Here is an 18,663-nt window from a genome sequence, read left to right as displayed (position 1 = left end):
TTCAGGCCGGCCGGACGGTGAGGAGTACCGTCGCGTCGGTCTCGGCGGTCAGGCTGTGCCGTTGGCCGGGGACGGCGACGATGTCGCCCTGGCCGAGGGGCCAGGCGCGGTCGGTGGTGTGGAGTGTCACCCGGCCGGTCAGGCAGGTGAGGGTGGCGGCGCCGGGGGCCTCGTGTTCGGCGAGTTCGGAACCCGTCGCGAGCGCGATCAGGGTGACGCGGAGTCCCGGCAGGGTGACGACGGTTCGTGCCGCCCGCCCCGAACTGCCGGAGTCCGTGGACCGGGCATCGGCGAGCAGTTCCTTTCCCATGGCCGGCAGGCTGGTGATCTCGCCCGCTGACAGGTGTGTCTCGGGAGGCCGGGCGGAACCGTTGTGGTGGGTGTTCATCAGGTGCGTTCCCATCCGCGCCGGGGCGTGCGGGAGCCCAGCTGCGCGTCCCGGCTGCGATAGACGATGTAGGGGCGGGTGAGGTAGCCGAGGGGGGCGGTCAGCATGTGCACGAGCCGGGTGAACGGCCAGACGCCGAACAGCATCAGGGCGCTGAGCGCGTGCAGTTGGAACAGCGGTGGCGCACCGGCCATCAGCGCCGGGTCGGGTTGCAGGAAGAAGACCGACCGGAACCAGGGCGAGACGGTGGTGCGGTAGTCGTATCCCGAGCCGATGATGTTGCTGGCCACGGTGGCGGACAGCCCGAGTGCCAGGGTCACGGTGAGCATGACGTACATGAGCTTGTCGTTGCGGGTGGTGGCGCTGAACACCGACCCGACCGTACGCCGCCGGTAGACGAGGATCGCGAGCCCGGCCAGGGTACTGACCCCGGCGACGGTCCCCAGCGTGGTGGCCATGAGGTGGTAGGCGTGCTCGCTGATGCCGATGGCCCCGGTCCAGTCCTTCGGGACCACCAGACCGCCCACGTGGCCGAGTACGACCGCCAGGACCCCGAAGTGGAACAGCGGGCTGCCGATGCGCAGGAGCCGGTTCTCGTACAGCTGGCTGGACCGGGTGGTCCAGCCGAACTTGTCGTAGCGGTAGCGCCAGACATGGCCGACGACGAACAGGGACAGGGCGATGTACGGCAGGACGACCCACAGCACGACGTCGAGCGTGTCCGAGTTCGTGTCCGGGGTCATGACCGGCCTCCCGTCGGAGCGGGCATGAACTCCGGCGGCGCGAACGGCGCGAGACCGACCTGCTCCTCGGGCGGTCCCTGGGCGGCGAGTCTGGCGACGGCCTCGCGCTCGTCACCGGCCGGCGGGGGCAGGGTCGCCGATACGGAGTCGAGGACGTCGGCCCAGGCGGATCGCGCGTCGCGCAGTGCCAGGCGCAGCAGTTCCAGACCGGCCCGGTGCTCGGTGAGGAGGCGCCGTCCTGCTTCGGGGTCGCCGATGGCGGCGAACTCCAGGACGACGCACAGGTGGTCGGGCAGTTCCTCGTCGGTCAGCCGCAGTCCGGCGGCGGCGTAGGTCTGCTTGAGGCGCAGCAGTGCGGCGCCGCGGTTGCGGGTGTCGCCGTGGGCGTAGTACGTCAGGAAGAGGCAGTTGCGTTTGCGGTGGTCGAAGGTGGCGACGTAGTCCGCCGCCAGTTCGGTGGCGGGCGTCCGGTCGAGGTGCCCGAGGAACCGGCGCAGCGGCTCGGCGATCCGGTCGGGCAGCGTGTCGGTGACCACCCGTAGCAGCAGCGTCTGTTCGAGCAGCTGTTTGTCGGGATAGCCGAGGAGGAGGGACTGGATCTGCCAGGCGGCATTGTGCCGGGCGGTGTCCCCGCGGGCGGCTGCTCCGCGCTTCTTCGTGGAGGTCATGGACGCGGCTCGCTCTCGGTGTTCGTGTTCGGTTCCGTGCCGTCCTCGCCCTTGGAGGAGCGGGGGAACAGGCCCCGCGGGCGGCCGTTGCCGTCCCAGTCGAGGAGGTTGAGCCGGGTGGACCTGTCACCGGGGGCGGCCGGGGAGTCGGCTGTGGTGTCCACGGCGTCGGCTCTCTGGCGGTCGCGCAGCAGGTGGAAGTTCTCCACGGCGATCGGGGCCGGAGCGCTGCCGGACGCCTCGCCGAAGGGACCGGAGCCTCCCATGCCGGGGCCGTCCTCGGAGTCGAGGCTGCACTCGGTGGCCAACTCCTCCAGGCTGTGCGCCTGTTCGGCGTGCGCGGGCGGGATGACGTATCTGTCCTCGTACTTGGCCAGCGCCAGCAGCCGGAACATGTCGTACATCTGCTCCTCGGTCATGCCCACCGCGGCGGGGATGGTCTCGTCGGGTTCGCGGCCGAGATTGATGTCGCGCATGTAGCTGCGCATGGCGGCCAGCCGTCGCAGCACGGCGTCGACGGGGGCCGGATCACCGGCGGTGAAGAGCTGGGCGAGGTAGTCCACGGGGATGCGCAGGGCGTCGATCGCGGCGAACAGGTTGCCGCGGTCCTCGGCGTCGTAGCCGGTGTCGCGGACCACGTCCACGACCGGGGACAGCGGCGGGATGTACCAGACCATGGGCAGCGTGCGGTACTCCGGGTGCAGCGGCAGGGCGACCTTGTACGTGTTGATCAGGGCGTGCACCGGGGAGCGCCGGGCGGCCTCGATCCAGTCCCGTGGGATGCCCGACCGTTCGGCGTCGGCGGCCACCTGCGGGTCGCCGGGGTCGAGGAAGACCTGCCGCTGCGCCTCGTAGAGGTCGGTGTCGTCGGGGGTGGAGGCGGCTTCGAGGACCTGGTCGGGGTCGTAGAGGACCAGGCCGATGTAGCGGAGCCGGCCGACGCAGGTCTCGGCGCAGACGGTGGGCTGGCCGACCTCGATGCGCGGGAAGCAGAAGGTGCACTTCTCCGCCTTGCCGGTGCGGTGGTTGAAGTAGATCTTCTTGTACGGGCAGCCGGACACGCACATCCGCCAGCCCCGGCAGCGGTCCTGGTCGACCAGGACGATGCCGTCCTCGGAGCGCTTGTAGATCGCTCCGGAGGGGCAGGAGGCGACGCAGGACGGGTTGAGGCAGTGCTCGCAGATCCGCGGCAGATAGAACATGAAGGTCTGCTCGAACTCGAACTTGACCTTCTCGGCGATCCCCGCGAGGAGGACGTCCTTGTCGCCGTGGTCGGCCGAACCGCCCAGGTTGTCGTCCCAGTTGGCCGACCAGGTGATCTTCATGTCCTTGCCGGTGATCAGCGACTTGGGCCGGGCGACCGGGGTGTGCTCCTGGAGCGGGGCGTTGGTCAGGGTCTCGTAGTCGTACGTCCAGGGCTGGTAGTAGTCGTCGAGCGAGGGCAGCGTGGGGTTGGAGAAGATGTTGATCAGCTTCTTGAACCGGCCGCCGCCCTTCAGCTTCAGGTTGCCGCGCTTGTTCAGGTCCCAGCCGCCGCGCCACTTCTCCTGGTCCTCGTAGCGGCGTGGATAGCCCTGGCCGGGGCGGGTCTCGACGTTGTTGAACCACACGTACTCGACGCCGGGGCGGTTGGTCCACGCCTGTTTGCAGGTGACCGAGCAGGTGTGGCAGCCGATGCACTTGTCGAGGTTCATCACCATCGCCATCTGCGCCATGACCCGGCGGCCGGGCACCGCACTTGAGGCCATCAGTACGTCACCTCCTGGTCGGTGCGGCGCCGGATGACCGTGACCTCGTCGCGCTGGTTGCCGGTCGGGCCGAGGTAGTTGAAGGCGTACGTCAACTGGGCGTAGCCGCCGATGAGATGGCTGGGCTTGACCAGCAGCCGGGTCAGCGAGTTGTGGACGCCGCCGCGCCGCCCGTTGGTCTCGGTGCGGGGGACGTCGATGAGCCGGTCCTGGGCGTGGTGCATGTAGACGGTGCCTTCCGGCATGCGGTGGGAGACGACCGCGCGGGCGGCGACGACGCCGTTGCGGTTTACCGCCTCGATCCAGTCGTTGTCGTGCACGCCGATCTTCGCCGCGTCCTCCTTGCTCATCCAGACGGTCGGGCCGCCCCGGGAGAGCGAGAGCATGAACAGGTTGTCCTGGTACTCGGAGTGGATGGACCACTTGTTGTGCGGGGTCAAGTAGCGCACGGTGATGCCGAGTTCGCCCTGGTCGCCGACCGCCGGCTCGTCGAAGAGGGCGTGCATGTTCAGCGGCGGCCGGTAGACGGGCATCCACTCGCCGAGTTCGGCGATCCAGTCGTGGTCGATGAAGAAGTGCTGACGGCCCGTCAGGGTGTGCCAGGGCTTGAGGCGTTCGACGTTGATGGTGAACGGCGAGTAGCGGCGCCCGCCGGACTCCGTCCCCGACCACTCCGGCGACGTGATGACCGGGACGGGGCCCGCCTGGGTGTCGGCGAAGGTGACCCGCCTGCCCTCCGCCTCGGCGGCCAGATCGGCCAACTCGACGCCGGTACGGGCCTCCAGGGTGCGGAACCCCTGGGTGGCCAGGTGCCCGTTGGTGGTGCCGGAGAGGGCCAGGATCGCCTCGCAGACCTGCACGTCCCGGGCGATCGACGGGCGGCCGTCGGCCGGACCGCCGCGCACGGTGCCGTTCTTGTGGCGCAGGTACTCCAGCTCCTGCCGTACGTCGAAGGTGACGCCCTTGGTGGTGGCGCCCAGGGTGTCGAGCAGCGGGCCGAGGGCGGTCATCCGGTCGGCTACGGCCGGGTAGTCGCGCTCGATCACCACCAGCTTGGGCATGGTCCGGCCGGGGACCGGCTCGCACTCGCCGGCCTTCCAGTCCCGGACCCGCCCGTGCGGGGTGGCCATCGCGTCGGGGGTGTCGTGCAGCAGCGGCGCCGCCACCACGTCCTTCACCGTGCCGAGCCGTCCCTCGGCGAGACGGCTGAACGCCGCCGCGACGGTGTTGAAGGCGTCCCAGTCGGTGCGGGTCTGCCACGGCGGCGGGATGGCCGGGTTGAAGGAGTTCACGAACGGGTGCATGTCCGTGGTGTTCAGGTCGTGCTTCTCGTACCAGGTCGCCGCCGGCAGCACGATGTCGGAGTAGACGGTGGTGCTGGTCATCCGGAAGTCCAGGGTGAGCAGCAGGTCGAGCTTGCCCACCGGCGCCTCCTCCCGCCACACCACGTCGCGTGGACGGGCACCGGGCGGTGCCTCGGTGGCGCGTACGGCGGAGTCGGTGCCGAGCAGGTGCTTGAGGAAGTACTCGTTGCCCTTGGCGGAGGAGCCGAGCAGGTTCGCCCGCCAGATGGTCAGTATCCGGGGGAAGTTCTCCGGCGCGTCCGGGTCCTCGCCCGCGAACTTCAGCCGCCCGGCCTTGAGTTCGTCCACGACGTACTCCGACACCTCCTGCCCGGCGGCTGCCGCGTCGCTCGCGAGGGTGAGCGGGTTGCGGTCGAACGTCGGGTAGGACGGCATCCAGCCCATCCGGGCCGAGGCGGCGATGACGTCCGCGGTGCTCTTCCCGGCGAACGCGCCGCCCGCGCCCGCCGCGGCGAGGGTGTCGGCGCTGAAGGGGTCGTAGCGGAACTGGTCGGTGTGCAGGTACCAGTAGGCCGTCTGGATCATCTGGCGGGCGGGCCGGTGCCAGTCGGCGGCCGTCGCGACCGCCGAGTAGCCGGTGATCGGGCGGACCTTCTCCTGCCCCACGTAGTGGGCCCAGCCGCCGCCGTTGACGCCCTGGCAGCCGGTCAGTGTCGTCAGGGTGAGGAAGGAGCGGTAGATGGTGTCGGAGTGGAACCAGTGGTTGGTCCCCGCCCCCATGATGATCATCGAGCGGCCCTTGGACTCCTCCGCGTTGGTGGCGAACTCGCGCGCGATGCGGGCCGCCGTCTCACCGGGCACCCCCGTGATGGCCGCCTGCCAGGCCGGGGTGTAGGGCTGGTCGGGGTCGTCGTAGCCGGTCGGCCAGCTCCCCGGCAGCCCCTCGCGGGCCACGCCGTACTGGGCGAGGAGCAGGTCGAACACCGTGGTCACCAGCTGCCCGGCGACCCGGCGTACGGGGACACCGCGCCGCAGCTGCCCGGCGGTCCCGTCCGGGGTGTCGAACCGGGTCAGCTCGACTGTCACGGCGTCCTCGCCGCCGTCAGCACCGGCTGCGGTCAGCAGCGGGTCGGTGTCGCCGAGGTCGAGGTTCCACTTCCCGGCGCCGGACTCGCCGTAGCGGTGGCCGAGCGAACCGTTCGGGACGACCGGCTCGCCGGTCGCGGCGTCGAGCAGGACGGTCCTGAACTCGGCGTTCTCCGCCTCGGCCGCCGTGCCGCCCAGGTCGGCGGCGGTGAGGAACTTCCCGGGTACGTAGGTCGACTCGGGCCCGGTGCCGCGCTGTTCGAGGGTGACGAGGAAGGGCAGGTCGGTGTACCGCTTGACGTAGTCGGTGAAGTAGCCGGCCCGGCGGTCGACGAAGAACTCCTTCAGGATCACGTGTCCCATCGACATGGCCAGCGCGCCGTCGGTGCCCGGCGCTGCGGGCAGCCACTCGTCGGCGAACTTCACGTTGTCGGCGTAGTCCGGGGCGACCGCGATGACCTTCTGCCCCCGGTAGCGGGCCTCCGCCATCCAGTGCGCGTCCGGGGTGCGGGTCACCGGCAGGTTCGAGCCCCACATGATCAGATAGCCGGCGTCCCACCAGTCGCCGGACTCGGGGACGTCGGTCTGGTCCCCGAAGACCTGCGGGGAGGCGACCGGCAGGTCGGCGTACCAGTCGTAGAACGACAGCATCACCCCGCCGAGCAGTGAGTAGAAGCGGGCCCCCGCCGCATGGGAGACCATCGACATCGCCGGGATCGGCGAGAACCCGGCCAGCCGGTCGGGACCGTACTCCTTGATGGTGTGGACGTGTGCGGCGGCGATCATCTCGCTCGCCTCGTCCCAACTCGCCCTCACCAGGCCGCCCTTGCCGCGCGCGGACTTGTAGCGCCGGGAGCGCTCCGGGTCGGAGACGACGTCCGCCCACGCCAGCACCGGGTCACCGAGCCGGGCCCTGGCCTCCCGGTACATCTCCAGGAGCACCCCGCGCACATAGGGGTAGCGGACCCGGGTGGGCGAGTAGGTGTACCAGGAGAACGCGGCGCCGCGCGGGCAGCCGCGCGGCTCGTACTCGGGGCTGTCCGGACCGACCGTGGGGTAGTCGGTCTGCTGGGACTCCCAGGTGATGATCCCGTCCTTGACGTACACCTTCCACGAACACGAGCCGGTGCAGTTGACGCCGTGGGTGGAGCGCACCACCTTGTCGTGGCTCCATCGGTCCCGGTAGAAGTCGTCGGCCTTGCGGCCACCGATCCTGTACAGGGTGCGGTGGTCGGCGGAGACCTCGGCTCTGGTGAAGAACCGGCGGGTGCCCACCAGCGCGTCCGCCAACTCGCTGTCCAGACCGGCCGGTCGGCCCCCCGGCCGGCGTGACTGCGGGTCGGTGTCCGCGGTGCCTGAGGTGTCCGAGGTGTCCGAGTCTTCCGGGCTCATGATGCCGCCTTCCCGGGCGTCAGCGGCCCGTCCTGCTGTGATCCGGTGTGCCGCTGATCGGCACCGGCTTCCGGGGCGAACTCCGTCGGGGCGGATCCCGTTGCCGCGAAATCCGCGCTCAGCGTGCCGACGCGGGAGCGGACCGCGTCCATGGCCTCCCAGTCCTCCGTGCTCAGCCCGGCCAGGGCGGCCGGAAACACGCCGTCCTGTTCCTTGAGGATGTGGTCGCGCAGCAGATCCAGGATGTCCAGGAGCCGCCGGGGCCAGGCGGGGTCGTCCGGGACGCCCGCGGCGGCCTCGTCGAGAACCGCCTCGACACGCCGGTGTTCGGCCCGGAGTGCCGCCATGCCGTCGGGGAACTCCTCTGCCAACGGCGGGAAGAGCCCCTCCTCCTCCACCGCCGTGTGCGGCACGAGTACGGCGGAGACGCGGCGCGCGATCCACGCCATCCGGGAGACGTCCGCGTCGCGGTGCGCGGTACGGACGTCCCCGATGAGATTGACGACCAGCTCGTGCTCACGGGTCAGTTCGGCGATCCCGGGCAGTGCCTGGCAGCCGCAGTACTCACACATGGTGACTCGTCTCAGGCCGGGTTGACGGCCGTCGGAGGGCGGTGGGCGCCCCGGGTGACGGCCTTGCGGACGGTGGTCGCGGTGAACGCCAGGGCACTGGCGGCGATCAGGGCGAGCAGGGCCAGCCCGAGCGCGTAGTCGCCGTAGGCGCCGTACAGCGAACCCATCAGCAGGGGTGGGACGAAGCCGCCCAGCCCGCCGGCCGCGCCGACGACGCCGGTGACGGCGCCGACCTTGCCGGCCGGGGCGAGCAGGGCGACGAGGGCGAAGGTGGCGCCGCTGCCCGCGCCGAGCGCGGCGGCGATCGCCAGGAACGCGATGGTGCCCAGCGGGGCCAGCGCCGGGGCGAAGGACTGGACGGCCGCGCTCACCGCGACCACGGCGAGCGCGGCCGTCAGTACGCGGGTGGGGCCCAGCCGGTCGGACAGCCAGCCGCCGACCGGCCGCATCACCACCGCCAGCAGCACGAACCCGGCCATCCGGTTGGCCGCGTCGGCCTGCGCCAGCCCGTACCCGGACTTCAGGTAGGTGGGCAGATAGACGGAGAAGGCGACATAGCCGCCGAACGCCACCGCGTACAGCGCCGCTGCCTGCCAGGTGACACCGAGCCTGACGGTGGCGGCGAGCCGGCCCGTCATGGTCCCGGCCGGTACGGTCCTGCCCGGGGCGTCGCGCAGCAGGAACGCGGCCAGCGTCGCGTAGCAGGCCAGCACGATCGCCGTCACCACGAACGGGGTCGCCAGACCGTGCGTCTTCACCAGGTTCACCGTGGTCAGGGCGCTGATGGCGGTACCTCCCATCCCCGCCCCGAAGACACCGATCGCGAGCCCCCGGCGCTCGGGCGGGAACCAGGCGCTCACGAACGGCACCCCCACCGCGAACGCGGTGCCGCCGACGCCGAGGAAGAACCCGCCCACCAGCAGCCGGCTCAGGGAGGAGTGTCCGGCCAGCCCCAGGTACAGGACGGGGACGATGGTGGCCGCGGAGACCAGCGGGAACATCACCCGGCCGCCGAACCGGTCCGTCAGCGCACCCACCGGTATGCGGCCCAGCGAACCCACCACCACCGGCACGGCGACCAGCAACGCCTGCTGGAACGAGCTCAGTTGCAGGCTGTCCTTGAACCGTGGGCCGAGCGGGCTCAGCAGTGCCCAGGCCCAGAAGTTCACCGCGAACCCGGCCGTGGCGAGCACCAGCATCAGCCACCGTCGGCCGGCCGACGGCGGCGCCTGCGCGTCCGGGCCGGGGCCGGACCGGGGTGGGTCGATGCCGTCCCGCGGGCTGTCCGCCGGGTCGCCCGTCGGCGACGTGCCTGCCGAGGACCTGTCTGCTGCGGACTTGCCCGCCGAGGACTTGTCTGCTGCGGACTTGGCTGTCGGGGTCTCCGGCTTCGCAGGGCGGGGGTGGGGCGTCGTGGGCATGGTCTTCTCGGCTCCTCAAGAGTGCCGTCGCACGGTCGCGTCCCGCGTCCCGTGTCCCGTGGACGGCATGGCCCGACCACGCCGTCCCCGCAAGAATCCCCAGGGGCCGGCTCCCACGGCAGGGGCCGTTGGTCCTCGTCTTCCGCGCCGACCGGGGTACATGCGCCGGGCGGCACCCGTCGGTCGCCGTCGAGGGCCGAACGGGGCCGATCGGCCTCTTGTACGGGCCGATCGGCTCTGCTCCGGTGTGCGGAGTGTGTGCGACCGTCGCTGCTGGTTACTCGTACCGCCGTGAACGGAAAGCGGGTTCGGCCATGGGCATGAGGGTGCGGTGGTGGCGGTGGCGGCGCAATCCGCTCAGGCGCCGCTCGGATGCCGTCGAGGCATGGGTCGTCCTGGTGACGTCCGTGCTGATGGCGGCGGGCATGCCCCTCGCCGGAGCCCTCGGATCGGTACGGGTCGGAAGCGTGCTGCTCCAGGAACGCCAGGAGCGGCACCGTACCTCCGCCGTGCTGACCGAGGACGCCGGCGCCCCGGGGCCCGGCGCGTACGCCCGCACCTGGGCGCTGGTGCGGTGGACGGCACCCGACGACTCCGTCCGTACGGCGGAGGTACGGGTCGTGGCGGGCAGCCGGGCGGGCGCCGGCACCGTGATCTGGACGGACGACCAGGGCCGGCTCGTCGGCGCGCCGCCCACCCCGGGGCAGGCCGTCGCGCTGTCCGTCTTCGCCGGGATGCTGGCGGCGAGCGGCGTCGCCCTGTTCCTGCTGGTCGGCCGCCGGGCCGTACGGATGGGACTGGACCGCCACCGCGCTCGGCAGTGGGAGCGGACGTGGGCCCTCACCGGGCCCCGGTGGAGCGGCAGTACACCTGACAATGCCCCGGGCTCCGGACAGGAGGGGCCGACGGTTCCACCGCCGTGACGGCGCACACCAGTGGTGATCGCGTGCCAGAACCGGCACGCACCCCGTGCATACCGGGTGCCTGCCCCGAGACCGCGCACCACCGGCGGCCACCGCATCGAACCCGGAGAGAACCATGACAGCTCAGCCGGCGCCCGCCCCCGGCATCGCGCACCCGGTGGGGCTCACCGAGGACCGGGCCGCCCGGCTGTTGTCGGAACACGGTCCCAACGAGCTGGGCGCGCAGCGCCGCATACCGCTGCGGTCGCGGATCGGCGCGCAACTGCGCGATCCGATGATCCTGATCCTGCTCGCGGCGGTGGTCCTCACCGTGGCGACCGGGGACTACGCGGACGCGGTGGTCATCGCCCTGGTGATCGTGGCGAACACCGCCGTGGGGGTGGCCCAGGAGGTACGCGCGGACAACGCCGTCGCCGCGCTGTCCGCCATGACCGCCCCGACGGCCCGGGTGCTGCGCGGCGGCACCGAGCGCGAGGTGCCGTCCGCGGCCGTCGTACCGGGCGACGCGCTGCTGCTCGGCGAGGGCGACATCGTCCCTGCTGACGCGACGCTGGCCGAGTCGTCCGCGCTGCTGGTCGACGAGTCGGCGCTGACCGGGGAGTCGGTGCCGGTGGACAAGGACGCCCGGGCCGACGACCCGGACGCCGCACGGCTCCAGGCGGGCACCGTCGTGGTGCGGGGCCGGGCCGTCGCCACCGTCACCGCGACCGGGCCGCACAGCGCGCTCGGCCGTATCGCCGCCCTGCTGCACCCCCACCCCGAACCCACCCCGCTGCAACACCGGCTGGCCGGTCTCGGCCGGGTGCTGGCCCTGGTGGCGGTGGGCCTGTGCCTGGTCGTCTTCGTGCTCGGCCTGGCCCGCGGTCAGTCGCCGCAGGCCATGGCGGTCGTCGCGATCAGCCTCGCCGTGGCCGCCGTACCGGAGTCGCTGCCCGCCGTGGTCACCCTCGGCCTGGCGCTCGGCGCCCGGCGGATGGCCGCCCGCCACGCGCTGGTGCGGCGGCTGTCCGCGGTGGAGACCCTCGGTTCGGTCACCATGCTGGCCACCGACAAGACGGGCACCCTCACCGAGGGCCGGATGGTCGTGGAACGGGTGTGGACCATCCGGGGCACGGCCACGCTCACCGGTTCCGGCTACGGGCCCGCCGGTGAGGTCCTGGTCGCGGGCGGGCCCCCCGACCCCGCCGCACTGCGCGCCGTACAGGCCCTGCTCACGGCGGCGGCGCTGTGCAACGACGCCTCGCTGCGGCCACCCGGGAACAGTACGAAGGGCACGGACGGCGCTGACGACAGCGACGGCACCGACGACGTGGAAGACACGCACGGCACCGACGCCACCGACGGCGCCGACGGTCCCGACGCCACCGACGTCTGGACCGCGCTCGGGGATCCCACCGAGGCCGCGCTGCTCGCCGCCGCGGTCAAGGCCGGCCGGGACCGCGACGAACTGCTGCCCGCTCACCCGCGTATCGGCGAGGTGCCGTTCGACAGTCTCCGCAAGCGCATGACCACGCTGCACCGCGCCCCCTCCGGCCAGGTGGAGGTCTGCCTCAAGGGCGCGCCGGAGGCGGTGCTCGACGGCGCGACCCTGGACGAGAGCCCCGACCTGCTGGAGCGCGTCCGCAAGGAGGCCGCCGCGCTCTCCGCCGAGGGCTTCCGCGTCCTGGCCGTGGCATCGGCCCTGCGCGCGGACCTCCCGGCCCGGTACGAGGACGCCGAGACCGGGCTGCGACTGCTCGGGCTGGTGGCCATCAGCGACCCGCCCAAGGAAGCGGCGGCGGCGACCGTCACCGCCTGCCGACAAGCCGGCATCACCCCGGTGCTGATCACCGGCGATCATCCGGCCACCGCCCGCGCCATCGCGATCAGGGTCGGCATCCTCGGCCCCGGCGACGCCGTTTCCGGCGACACCGCCTCCGCCGAGGTGGTCACCGGCCGCAAGCTGGCCGCCGGGGAGGTTCCGGACCTCACCCGGGTCCGGGTGTTCGCCCGCACCACTCCTCAGCAGAAGCTGGACATCGTCCAGGCATGGCGTGCCGGCCGTGCCGTCACGGCCATGACCGGCGACGGCGTCAACGACGGCCCGGCGCTGCGGCAGGCCGACATCGGCGTGGCCATGGGCCGCCGGGGAACCGAGGTCGCCCGGCAGGCCGCCGACCTGGTGCTCGCCGACGACGAACTGTCCACCGTGGTCACGGCGGTGGAGGAGGGCCGCAGGGTCTACGACAACATCCGCCGCTTCCTGCTCTACGCCCTGGCCGGTGGCGTCGCGGAGATCCTCGTCATGCTGCTCGGCCCGCTGCTCGGCCTCGCCCTGCCCCTGCGGGCCGGCCAGATCCTGTGGATCAACCTCCTCACCCACGGTCTGACCGGCGTCGCCATGGGCGCCGAGCCGGTCTCCCGGCACGCCATGCGGCGCTCGCCGCGCCCGCCCGGACAGCATGTGCTCGGCGGTGGGCTGTGGCAGCGGGTACTGCGCCTCGGCACGGTGGCCACCTGCACGAGCCTCGCCGCGGCGCTGTGGGTCCGGCACACCGGGCAGCCCTGGCAGACCACGCTGTTCCTCGCGCTGCTGGCCGCCCAGCTCGGCGTCGTACTGGGGCTGCGGGAGCGGCTGTTCACCCGCGAGAACCCCTTCCTGCCCTGGGCGGTGCTGGCCGCGGCGCTGCTGGGAGCCGCCGCGCTGTACGTGCCGTTCCTGCGGGCCGTCCTGGAGACCGCGCCGCCGTCCTGGCCCGGTCTCGTGGCCGCCCTCGGCGCGGGGCTCACCGGATTCGTCACCGCCCGCGCGGAGAGCCGGTCCACCCGGGCCGTCGGACGCCCGGACGGGGACCGGTCCGGGACCGGTCCCCATCCCATGACCGACGAGTGACAACGCGAAGGGAAGTGACCGGCCGTGCCGGAACCGACGAGGAACGCCGGAGACATCGGACGACGGGTGGCAGCGCGGCGCGAGGAGTTGGGACTCACCGGGGACCAGGTGGCCGCGCTGGCGGGCACGGCTCCGGACTACCTGCGGTACGTGGAGGAGCGGCCGACGGCGTCCCCGGGCACGGGCTTCCTGATTCGGCTGGCCGACGCGCTGGAGACCACGGTGGCCCAACTGCGCGGCGGCGATGCCGACCTGCCGTCCGGCATCGGCCGGGCCGCCCGCCACCCCGACCTGACGGAGCTGGACCCGGGCGAGTGCTGGGCCCGGCTGTCCACCCACGGTGTCGGACGCGTCTCGGTGTCCACACCCGACGGCCCCGCCATCGTCCCGGTCAACTACACGGTCGTGGACGGCTCGGTCGCCTTCAGTACCGCGCGCGGCACCACGCCCGCCCTGGCAGCCGGAGCCGAGGCCGCCTTCGAGGTGGACCACATCGACGAGGCACTGAGCGAGGGCTGGAGCGTCCTCGTCGTCGGCCGTGCCGAATGGGTCACCGACCCCGCCGCCGCCCGGCACCTCGTCGGCGCTGCCCACTCGGCGCCCTGGGCGGGCGGTGACCGCGAACTGTGGGTGCGCATCACCCCGGAGCGGGTCACCGGACGCCGGATCCGCGCCCGCTGATCCCCTCCGGGGTGGGCGCGCGGGCCCCGGTCCGTCATGGCCGGTCAACCCACCAGCGGGGTCTCCTCGCGGCCGTCGCCGCCGCTCTGCCACGGATGCGTGCCACCGGTACGACCGGCCTCGACCGCCGAGCCTCGACCGCCGAGCCTTGACCGCCGAGCCCCGACCGCCGAGCCCCGACTGTGCGGCCCAGCCTGCGGTGGCGGTACAGGAGCAGGGCCCGGGAGACCTCCGGGAGACCTCCCGGGAGGTGCGGGTGCAGGTGAAGGTGCAGCCGTAGGCGCGGGTGCGGGTGAAGGTTCTGGCACAGGTACAGAAACGGGAGGACGAACGACTCGTCCCGGAAGACACGGCCCCGGTCCGCCTCAACATGGCGGTGGCGGCGGCGGAGGTGGTGCAGTCGCGGAATTCTTCCGGCCTCGCCCGGGATGCCCAACTCCGTTTGCTGCGACTGGCGTTCCCGCACGGCGCTGCGGGAAGCCGGCAGCCGGCCCGGCGAAGCCGACGGCACCCCGCACCCGGTCGATCGCGGGGTGCGGGGGATCGCCGGACGCCGGCTCGCGCGCGAGGCGCGCAGGGCCACCGTCCTCTCCAGGGCGACGGGACGCCGGGTCCGATCGGCGGTGTCGGCAGGTGTGCGACGGCCCGCTCTCCCGGGACCGGGTCGACGGTCCGTGGGGGAGCGGGCGGTGTTCAGCGGAGCCAGGCGTGGTCGCTGACGACAGGGAGACGGGCCCAGGCCCTGCCGAGGCCCCAGGTGGTGCCGGCCGAGGTGACCGCGAGGGCGATCAGGACGGCCGCGTACAGGACGTGGTAGTCGACGACCGGGTTGGAGGACATGCTCGGGGTGCCGTCGGACAGCGCCTTGGCGGGCGGCCACTCGGCGATCCACATGAACGCCATCAGGGCGGTTCCGGCGACCGCGGCGAGCCGCAGGGCGATGCCACTGACCAGGGCGAGGCCGACGCCGAGCAGGCCGAGCATGAACAGCCAGTTCGCCCAGCCCGCTCCGGCCCAGGAGTGGAAGGTGGATTCCATGGGTCCGGCGGCGACGCCGCTGAGGAAGCCCTTGGTGGGTGAGCCGCCGTCGGCCCAGCCCTTGCCGGAGGCGGTGGCGTAGCCCCAGCCGAAGGTCTTGTCGAGGAAGGCCCACAGGAAGACGAACCCGGTGACGATCCGCAGCCCCGCGAGAACCCGGGCGCGGGTCGCCGTGGCCGTCGAGTCGGTCGTGGTCTCGTCGGCCCTCCGGGCCGTCCCGGCCCGGTGTCGCGACGGGAGGTGGAAACCCGTGTGCCGGCCGGGAGTTTCGTGTACCGCCATGATGCTCATCCCTGTCCGGGGCTCTGGTGGGCGTGGCGCGACGGCTGTCCGCGTGCCGTCGTCGTCCAGGGTCCGACTCTCCCGCGCGGGCAGTCCGGGCCGTCAGGTGCCGACAGGTACCGCCACAGGGGCCGAACGTCCCTGCTCCGAAGCGGACCGTAGAAGGCCCCGGGTCTTCCACCGCCATGGCCACCGCTACGGCCACGCGCGGTGGGTGACCCTTGTGCCTGCGCCGAATGGGGCTAGGCTGCTGATCAGACGTCCTGGACCCCGGCGCCCACCGCCAGTTGACACGGATGCACCGGAGTGGCCCCGCACGGTCGCCGATGCTTCCCGGCGGCCACCGGCTCGATCCCGAACCCTCCTGCCGTACGGCCGCGTCCAGAGACACACGGCGCTGCGCCAGGAGTCCACGACCGTGTCCTGGGGCATCAGGAAGGACCGTCGCTCCGGTCCTCCTCCCCGAGGACCACGACGTCCTGCCGCGCTGCACGGCGCCGTGCCGACCGCTTCCGGACGGAGCACCATGCCCACCTTTCAGGTGCTGCCAGCCTCTTGGCACGGCACTCACGGCCGGGCCCTGGTCACCAGGGCATGCGAACCCGGCAAGGATCCAGTGCCGCGCACGGGACCTCCCGGGAAGCACGGCAGGCACGGGAGGCAGGAGTGGCAGCGGTCGACGCACCCGGGCCCCGGGACCGACGCGCGGAGCCGGACGTGGTGACCACACCGGACACCACCCGGGCTCCCGACACGTCACCCCGCCACCAGGCCGAACGGCTCCTCGCCCGCCGACGCTCGGTCGTCGCCTGGTGCGACCGCCACCTGATGGCCATCCACGCCCTGTCCACCCTCATGACGGACACCCCCGGTGTCGTCGACTCGGCCCTGGCCGAGGTGCTCACAGACCCCGTCGACCCTCCCGCCGTCCTCGGACCGGGTGAGTACCCCGCTGCCGTCCCCGCCTCCCCTGCGACACGCGCCGCCCGCGCACACCTGCCCGTCACCGGGGGCCGCTGTCCCGACGGTGCCTCCTCGCCCCTCGACCGCGTCGAGCTCGCGCTCCACCTCATCGGAGACCGCTCCTGCGCGGCCGTCTCCCACACGCTCGGCCTCCCCGAGCGTTCCGTCGCAGCCCGCCTCCGCTCGGGCCTGTGGGTGCTGTTCACCCCCTGCGCGGGCGATTCCGGCTACTCGTTGCGGGGCCGGCTCTCCGCCGTCGCGGTGGACCATCGTCACGACCCGCGCTGAACGGCCCCGTTCGCCCGCCTCGCACATGAGCAGAGGCGAGGAGCACCTTCGACGACTGTGACTGCGGCCGATGCCGGCCCGATGGCGCGCGCCGACCAGGACGGCCGGCCGGACCGGCCGACGCGCGCCGGTCGGAACGAAGGCGTGGTCAATCGTGCGGGATCACCGCGACCGGGGCGGCCGCGTGTTGCAGCACCGTGTGCGTCACCGGTCCGATGTGGTTCCCGGCCCGCGTACGACGGTTCCGCCGCCCGACGACGACAAGCGCGGCGTCCCGGGAGGCGTTCACCAGGTGGGAGCCCGCCGGTCCGACCGGAGTCCGCTCGCTCACCTCGACGCCGGGGAACCTCGACCGCCACGGCCGCAGTACGTCGCCCAGCTCGCGCCGCACCCGCGCGCCCAGTTCCGCGTTGGGCTCGATGTCGAAGGCGTCGCCGTAGCCGGAGGAGGACGGTGGCTGCCAGCCGTGGACGACGCGCAGGTTCGCCGCACGGCGGAAAGCCGACCGGAACGCGAACCCGATCACGGGGTCGTCGGGGTCCTCCAGGTCGAGCCCGAGCACGACATCGCCCGACATGTGTACGGTCCCGGCGCCTTCACCGGCTCGGACAAGGACGACCGGCCGCTCGGTCCGGGCCACGACGGACAGCGCGACGGAGCCGGCCAGGAACCCGGTCACTCCGCTCAGGCCCCGGGAGCCGAGCACCAGGAGATCGGCGTTCCGGGAGGCGGCCAGCAGGGCCGTGACGGGCCGCTCCGTGCTCTGTTCGGCGCTGACGCGCAGACCGGGATGACGTTCGGCGAGCCGGGCCGATGTCTCGCGCGGCAGGCGTTCGGCCCGGTCGTGGTGCGATCCTCGCGCGGGCGACGGTATGCGGGTGCCCGCCAGTGACGCGTACGTGTGGGGCTGCCGGTGCAGGGCGTGCACGAGGCGCAGGGGCAGGTCGCGGAGCTGGGCCTCGTGGGCCGCCCAGTCGGCGGCGGCGAGGCTCTCCGGTGAGCCGTCCAGGCCGACGGTGACGTTGCGGAGCATGTCGAGCCCTCCTTGAGGGGACGCGATTTCGTGTCCGGGCAGGAGACATGCGTCAGCAGGGGCCGCCGGGCCACGGCAGTGCCCCGGGTCCCGCGCCGGGGGCAGGGCACTCCCGGCAGACACGGATGACGACGGTGAACCGGGGCAGGGGGTACGGGCGCCCCCGGCCGGGTCGGCTCCGTGGCGAGGTTCGCCCCCTTGCCGCCGAGCACGTCCGCCAGGTCCCCGGACACCCTCGGCGAACGCGTGCCCGTGCCGGGCCGACTGTCCTGTCCCCAGGGCTTGTTCAGGTGTGCGGGACGACGGCGACGGGGCAGGGCGCGTGATGCAGCGCCGCGTGTGCGACGGGGCCGAGGTGGGTGCCGAGACGGTACTCGCGGATCCGGCGTCCCACCACGACGAGGGCCGCGCCGGCCGAGGCACCGATCAGCTCGTCGGCCGCACGTCCTTCGGTGACGCTCTCGGTGACGGCGACCTCGGGGAACTTCTCGTACCAGGGGCGCAGCACGGCGACCACGGCCTGCTCCTGCTCCGCCCGCAGCTCCGGGCCGCTCACCGGGACGATCCTGTCCGCCGCCGCGAAGTCCGGCGCCCGCCTGAAGGCGTGGACCACGCGCAGCGAGGAGCCCCGCCGCGCGGCGGCCTCGAAGGCGAACCCGATCAGTTCGTCACAGGGCCGGCCGGTGTCGAGACCGAGGACGACATCGCGGTACGGGATCCCGGGGATCTCCTCCGGGGAGATGCCGTCGGGCGCCGAGAAGTGCTCGTCGGCGATGCTCCCGCCCGTCCTCACCAGCACCACGGGACCCGACGCCCTGGCGACGACCCGCTGTGACACGGACCCCGTCAGGAACCCCGCGACGCCGCCGAGTCCACGGGAGCCGAGGACCAGCAACTCGGCCAGCTCGGCCGCCTTGAGAAGGACTGAGACCGGCGAGTCCGCCAGCGCCTGGCCGATGACCTGCAACCCTGGGTGCGCGGCGCGCACGCTGTCGGCCACCCGTTCCGGCAGATCCTCGGCCAAGGCCCGTTCGGACATGTCCGCGGGCACGGACGGGGCCGGACGCGGATGCCACTCCCAGGCATGCACCAGGCACAGCGCGGCGCCCCGGCGCGTGGCTTCGCGGGCCGCCCAGTGAGCTGCTGCCAGGCTTTCGGGAGACCCGTCGATCCCTGCGGTGACGTGTCGAAGCATGAGGCGTACCTCCAGCGTTGCTGCCCATGGGTCGCTCTTCCGCCGCCGAGCCTGGTACCGGGGCGG

Annotated in this window: 14 protein-coding genes; 4 read left to right on the top strand and 10 right to left on the bottom strand. The window is 72.7% G+C overall.

Going from position 1 to position 18,663, the window contains the following annotated elements; translation table 11 throughout:
- Nucleotide 1: 1 nt before the first annotated feature.
- Genes OG595_RS09035 through OG595_RS09005 form a run of 7 tightly spaced genes read right to left on the bottom strand, consistent with a single transcriptional unit; the run spans nt 2 to nt 9,100 of the window.
- Nucleotides 2-388 (bottom strand): cupin domain-containing protein, encoded by a 387-nt coding sequence (locus OG595_RS09035; protein ID WP_329269777.1) that lies wholly within the window; start codon nt 386-388, stop codon nt 2-4.
- Nucleotides 388-1,131, bottom strand: coding sequence for a respiratory nitrate reductase subunit gamma (gene narI, locus OG595_RS09030; protein WP_329269776.1), 744 nt, complete (start codon nt 1,129-1,131; stop codon nt 388-390). Before narI ends, OG595_RS09035 begins: the two co-directional genes overlap by 1 nt.
- On the bottom strand, nt 1,128-1,799 hold the full coding sequence (narJ, locus tag OG595_RS09025) for a nitrate reductase molybdenum cofactor assembly chaperone (protein WP_329269775.1): 672 nt from the start codon (nt 1,797-1,799) through the stop codon (nt 1,128-1,130). The genes narI and narJ overlap by 4 nt, the downstream gene beginning before the upstream one ends.
- Nucleotides 1,796-3,547: a nitrate reductase subunit beta gene (gene narH / locus OG595_RS09020; protein ID WP_329269773.1), complete on the bottom strand. Its 1,752-nt coding sequence runs from the start codon at nt 3,545-3,547 to the stop codon at nt 1,796-1,798. The genes narJ and narH overlap by 4 nt, the downstream gene beginning before the upstream one ends.
- A complete protein-coding gene (locus OG595_RS09015; protein WP_329269770.1) occupies nt 3,547-7,329 on the bottom strand; it encodes a nitrate reductase subunit alpha in 3,783 nt (1,260 codons plus the stop codon). The genes narH and OG595_RS09015 overlap by 1 nt, the downstream gene beginning before the upstream one ends.
- Complete coding sequence (locus OG595_RS09010; protein WP_329269768.1) at nt 7,326-7,901, bottom strand: hemerythrin domain-containing protein; 576 nt, start codon at nt 7,899-7,901, stop codon at nt 7,326-7,328. Before OG595_RS09010 ends, OG595_RS09015 begins: the two co-directional genes overlap by 4 nt.
- Before the next feature lie 11 nt (nt 7,902-7,912).
- Complete coding sequence (locus OG595_RS09005) at nt 7,913-9,100, bottom strand: MFS transporter (protein WP_329282744.1); 1,188 nt, start codon at nt 9,098-9,100, stop codon at nt 7,913-7,915.
- 536 nt (nt 9,101-9,636) lie between these two features.
- On the opposite strand from OG595_RS09005, the gene OG595_RS09000 reads away from it, so the two are divergent.
- The 3 genes from OG595_RS09000 (at nt 9,637) to OG595_RS08990 (ending at nt 13,798) form a co-directional block, all read left to right on the top strand.
- Nucleotides 9,637-10,245: an Rv1733c family protein gene (locus tag OG595_RS09000; protein ID WP_329269766.1), complete on the top strand. Its 609-nt coding sequence runs from the start codon at nt 9,637-9,639 to the stop codon at nt 10,243-10,245.
- Between the two features lie 115 nt (nt 10,246-10,360).
- Entirely contained in the window at nt 10,361-13,117 is a 2,757-nt protein-coding gene (locus tag OG595_RS08995) for a cation-translocating P-type ATPase (RefSeq protein WP_329269765.1), read from the top strand.
- Nucleotides 13,118-13,141: 24 nt separating this feature from the next.
- Nucleotides 13,142-13,798, top strand: a complete 657-nt coding sequence (locus OG595_RS08990) for a helix-turn-helix domain-containing protein (protein ID WP_329269763.1) — start codon at nt 13,142-13,144, stop codon at nt 13,796-13,798.
- A gap of 693 nt (nt 13,799-14,491) precedes the next feature.
- Here the strand turns inward: OG595_RS08990 and OG595_RS08985 are convergent.
- Nucleotides 14,492-15,118 carry a hypothetical protein gene (locus OG595_RS08985; protein WP_329269761.1) on the bottom strand — a complete coding sequence of 209 codons (627 nt, stop codon included), beginning with the start codon at nt 15,116-15,118 and terminating at the stop codon, nt 14,492-14,494.
- 717 nt (nt 15,119-15,835) lie between these two features.
- Here OG595_RS08985 and OG595_RS08980 point away from each other — a divergent pair.
- Entirely contained in the window at nt 15,836-16,369 is a 534-nt protein-coding gene (locus tag OG595_RS08980) for a hypothetical protein (protein ID WP_329269759.1), read from the top strand.
- Between the two features lie 148 nt (nt 16,370-16,517).
- Here the strand turns inward: OG595_RS08980 and OG595_RS08975 are convergent, their stop codons facing one another.
- Together OG595_RS08975 and OG595_RS08970 are read right to left on the bottom strand one after the other, a co-directional pair.
- On the bottom strand, nt 16,518-17,402 hold the full coding sequence (locus OG595_RS08975) for a universal stress protein (RefSeq protein ID WP_329269758.1): 885 nt from the start codon (nt 17,400-17,402) through the stop codon (nt 16,518-16,520).
- 286 nt (nt 17,403-17,688) lie between these two features.
- Nucleotides 17,689-18,597: a universal stress protein gene (locus OG595_RS08970; protein ID WP_329269756.1), complete on the bottom strand. Its 909-nt coding sequence runs from the start codon at nt 18,595-18,597 to the stop codon at nt 17,689-17,691.
- Nucleotides 18,598-18,663 lie beyond the last annotated feature (66 nt).

Source organism: Streptomyces sp. NBC_01451 (assembly GCF_036227485.1).
Classification (GTDB): domain Bacteria; phylum Actinomycetota; class Actinomycetes; order Streptomycetales; family Streptomycetaceae; genus Streptomyces.
The sequence above is the reverse complement of the archived record's forward strand: the minus strand, read 5'-3'. Positions and strand labels throughout refer to the sequence as shown.

Excerpts from the sequence above, each read along its gene's own strand:
- OG595_RS09035 (WP_329269777.1), bottom strand. The coding sequence starts at position 388 with ATGAACACCCACCACAACGGTTCCGCCCGGCCTCCCGAGACACACCTG.
- OG595_RS09005 (WP_329282744.1), bottom strand. The coding sequence starts at position 9,100 with ATGCTGGTGCTCGCCACGGCCGGGTTCGCGGTGAACTTCTGGGCCTGG.
- OG595_RS09000 (WP_329269766.1), top strand. The coding sequence starts at position 9,637 with ATGGGCATGAGGGTGCGGTGGTGGCGGTGGCGGCGCAATCCGCTCAGG.
- narI (WP_329269776.1), bottom strand. The coding sequence starts at position 1,131 with ATGACCCCGGACACGAACTCGGACACGCTCGACGTCGTGCTGTGGGTC.
- OG595_RS08975 (WP_329269758.1), bottom strand. The coding sequence starts at position 17,402 with ATGCTCCGCAACGTCACCGTCGGCCTGGACGGCTCACCGGAGAGCCTC.
- narH (WP_329269773.1), bottom strand. The coding sequence starts at position 3,547 with ATGGCCTCAAGTGCGGTGCCCGGCCGCCGGGTCATGGCGCAGATGGCG.
- OG595_RS09010 (WP_329269768.1), bottom strand. The coding sequence starts at position 7,901 with ATGTGTGAGTACTGCGGCTGCCAGGCACTGCCCGGGATCGCCGAACTG.
- OG595_RS09015 (WP_329269770.1), bottom strand. The coding sequence starts at position 7,329 with ATGAGCCCGGAAGACTCGGACACCTCGGACACCTCAGGCACCGCGGAC.
- OG595_RS08995 (WP_329269765.1), top strand. The coding sequence starts at position 10,361 with ATGACAGCTCAGCCGGCGCCCGCCCCCGGCATCGCGCACCCGGTGGGG.
- narJ (WP_329269775.1), bottom strand. The coding sequence starts at position 1,799 with ATGACCTCCACGAAGAAGCGCGGAGCAGCCGCCCGCGGGGACACCGCC.
- OG595_RS08970 (WP_329269756.1), bottom strand. The coding sequence starts at position 18,597 with ATGCTTCGACACGTCACCGCAGGGATCGACGGGTCTCCCGAAAGCCTG.
- OG595_RS08985 (WP_329269761.1), bottom strand. The coding sequence starts at position 15,118 with ATGGCGGTACACGAAACTCCCGGCCGGCACACGGGTTTCCACCTCCCG.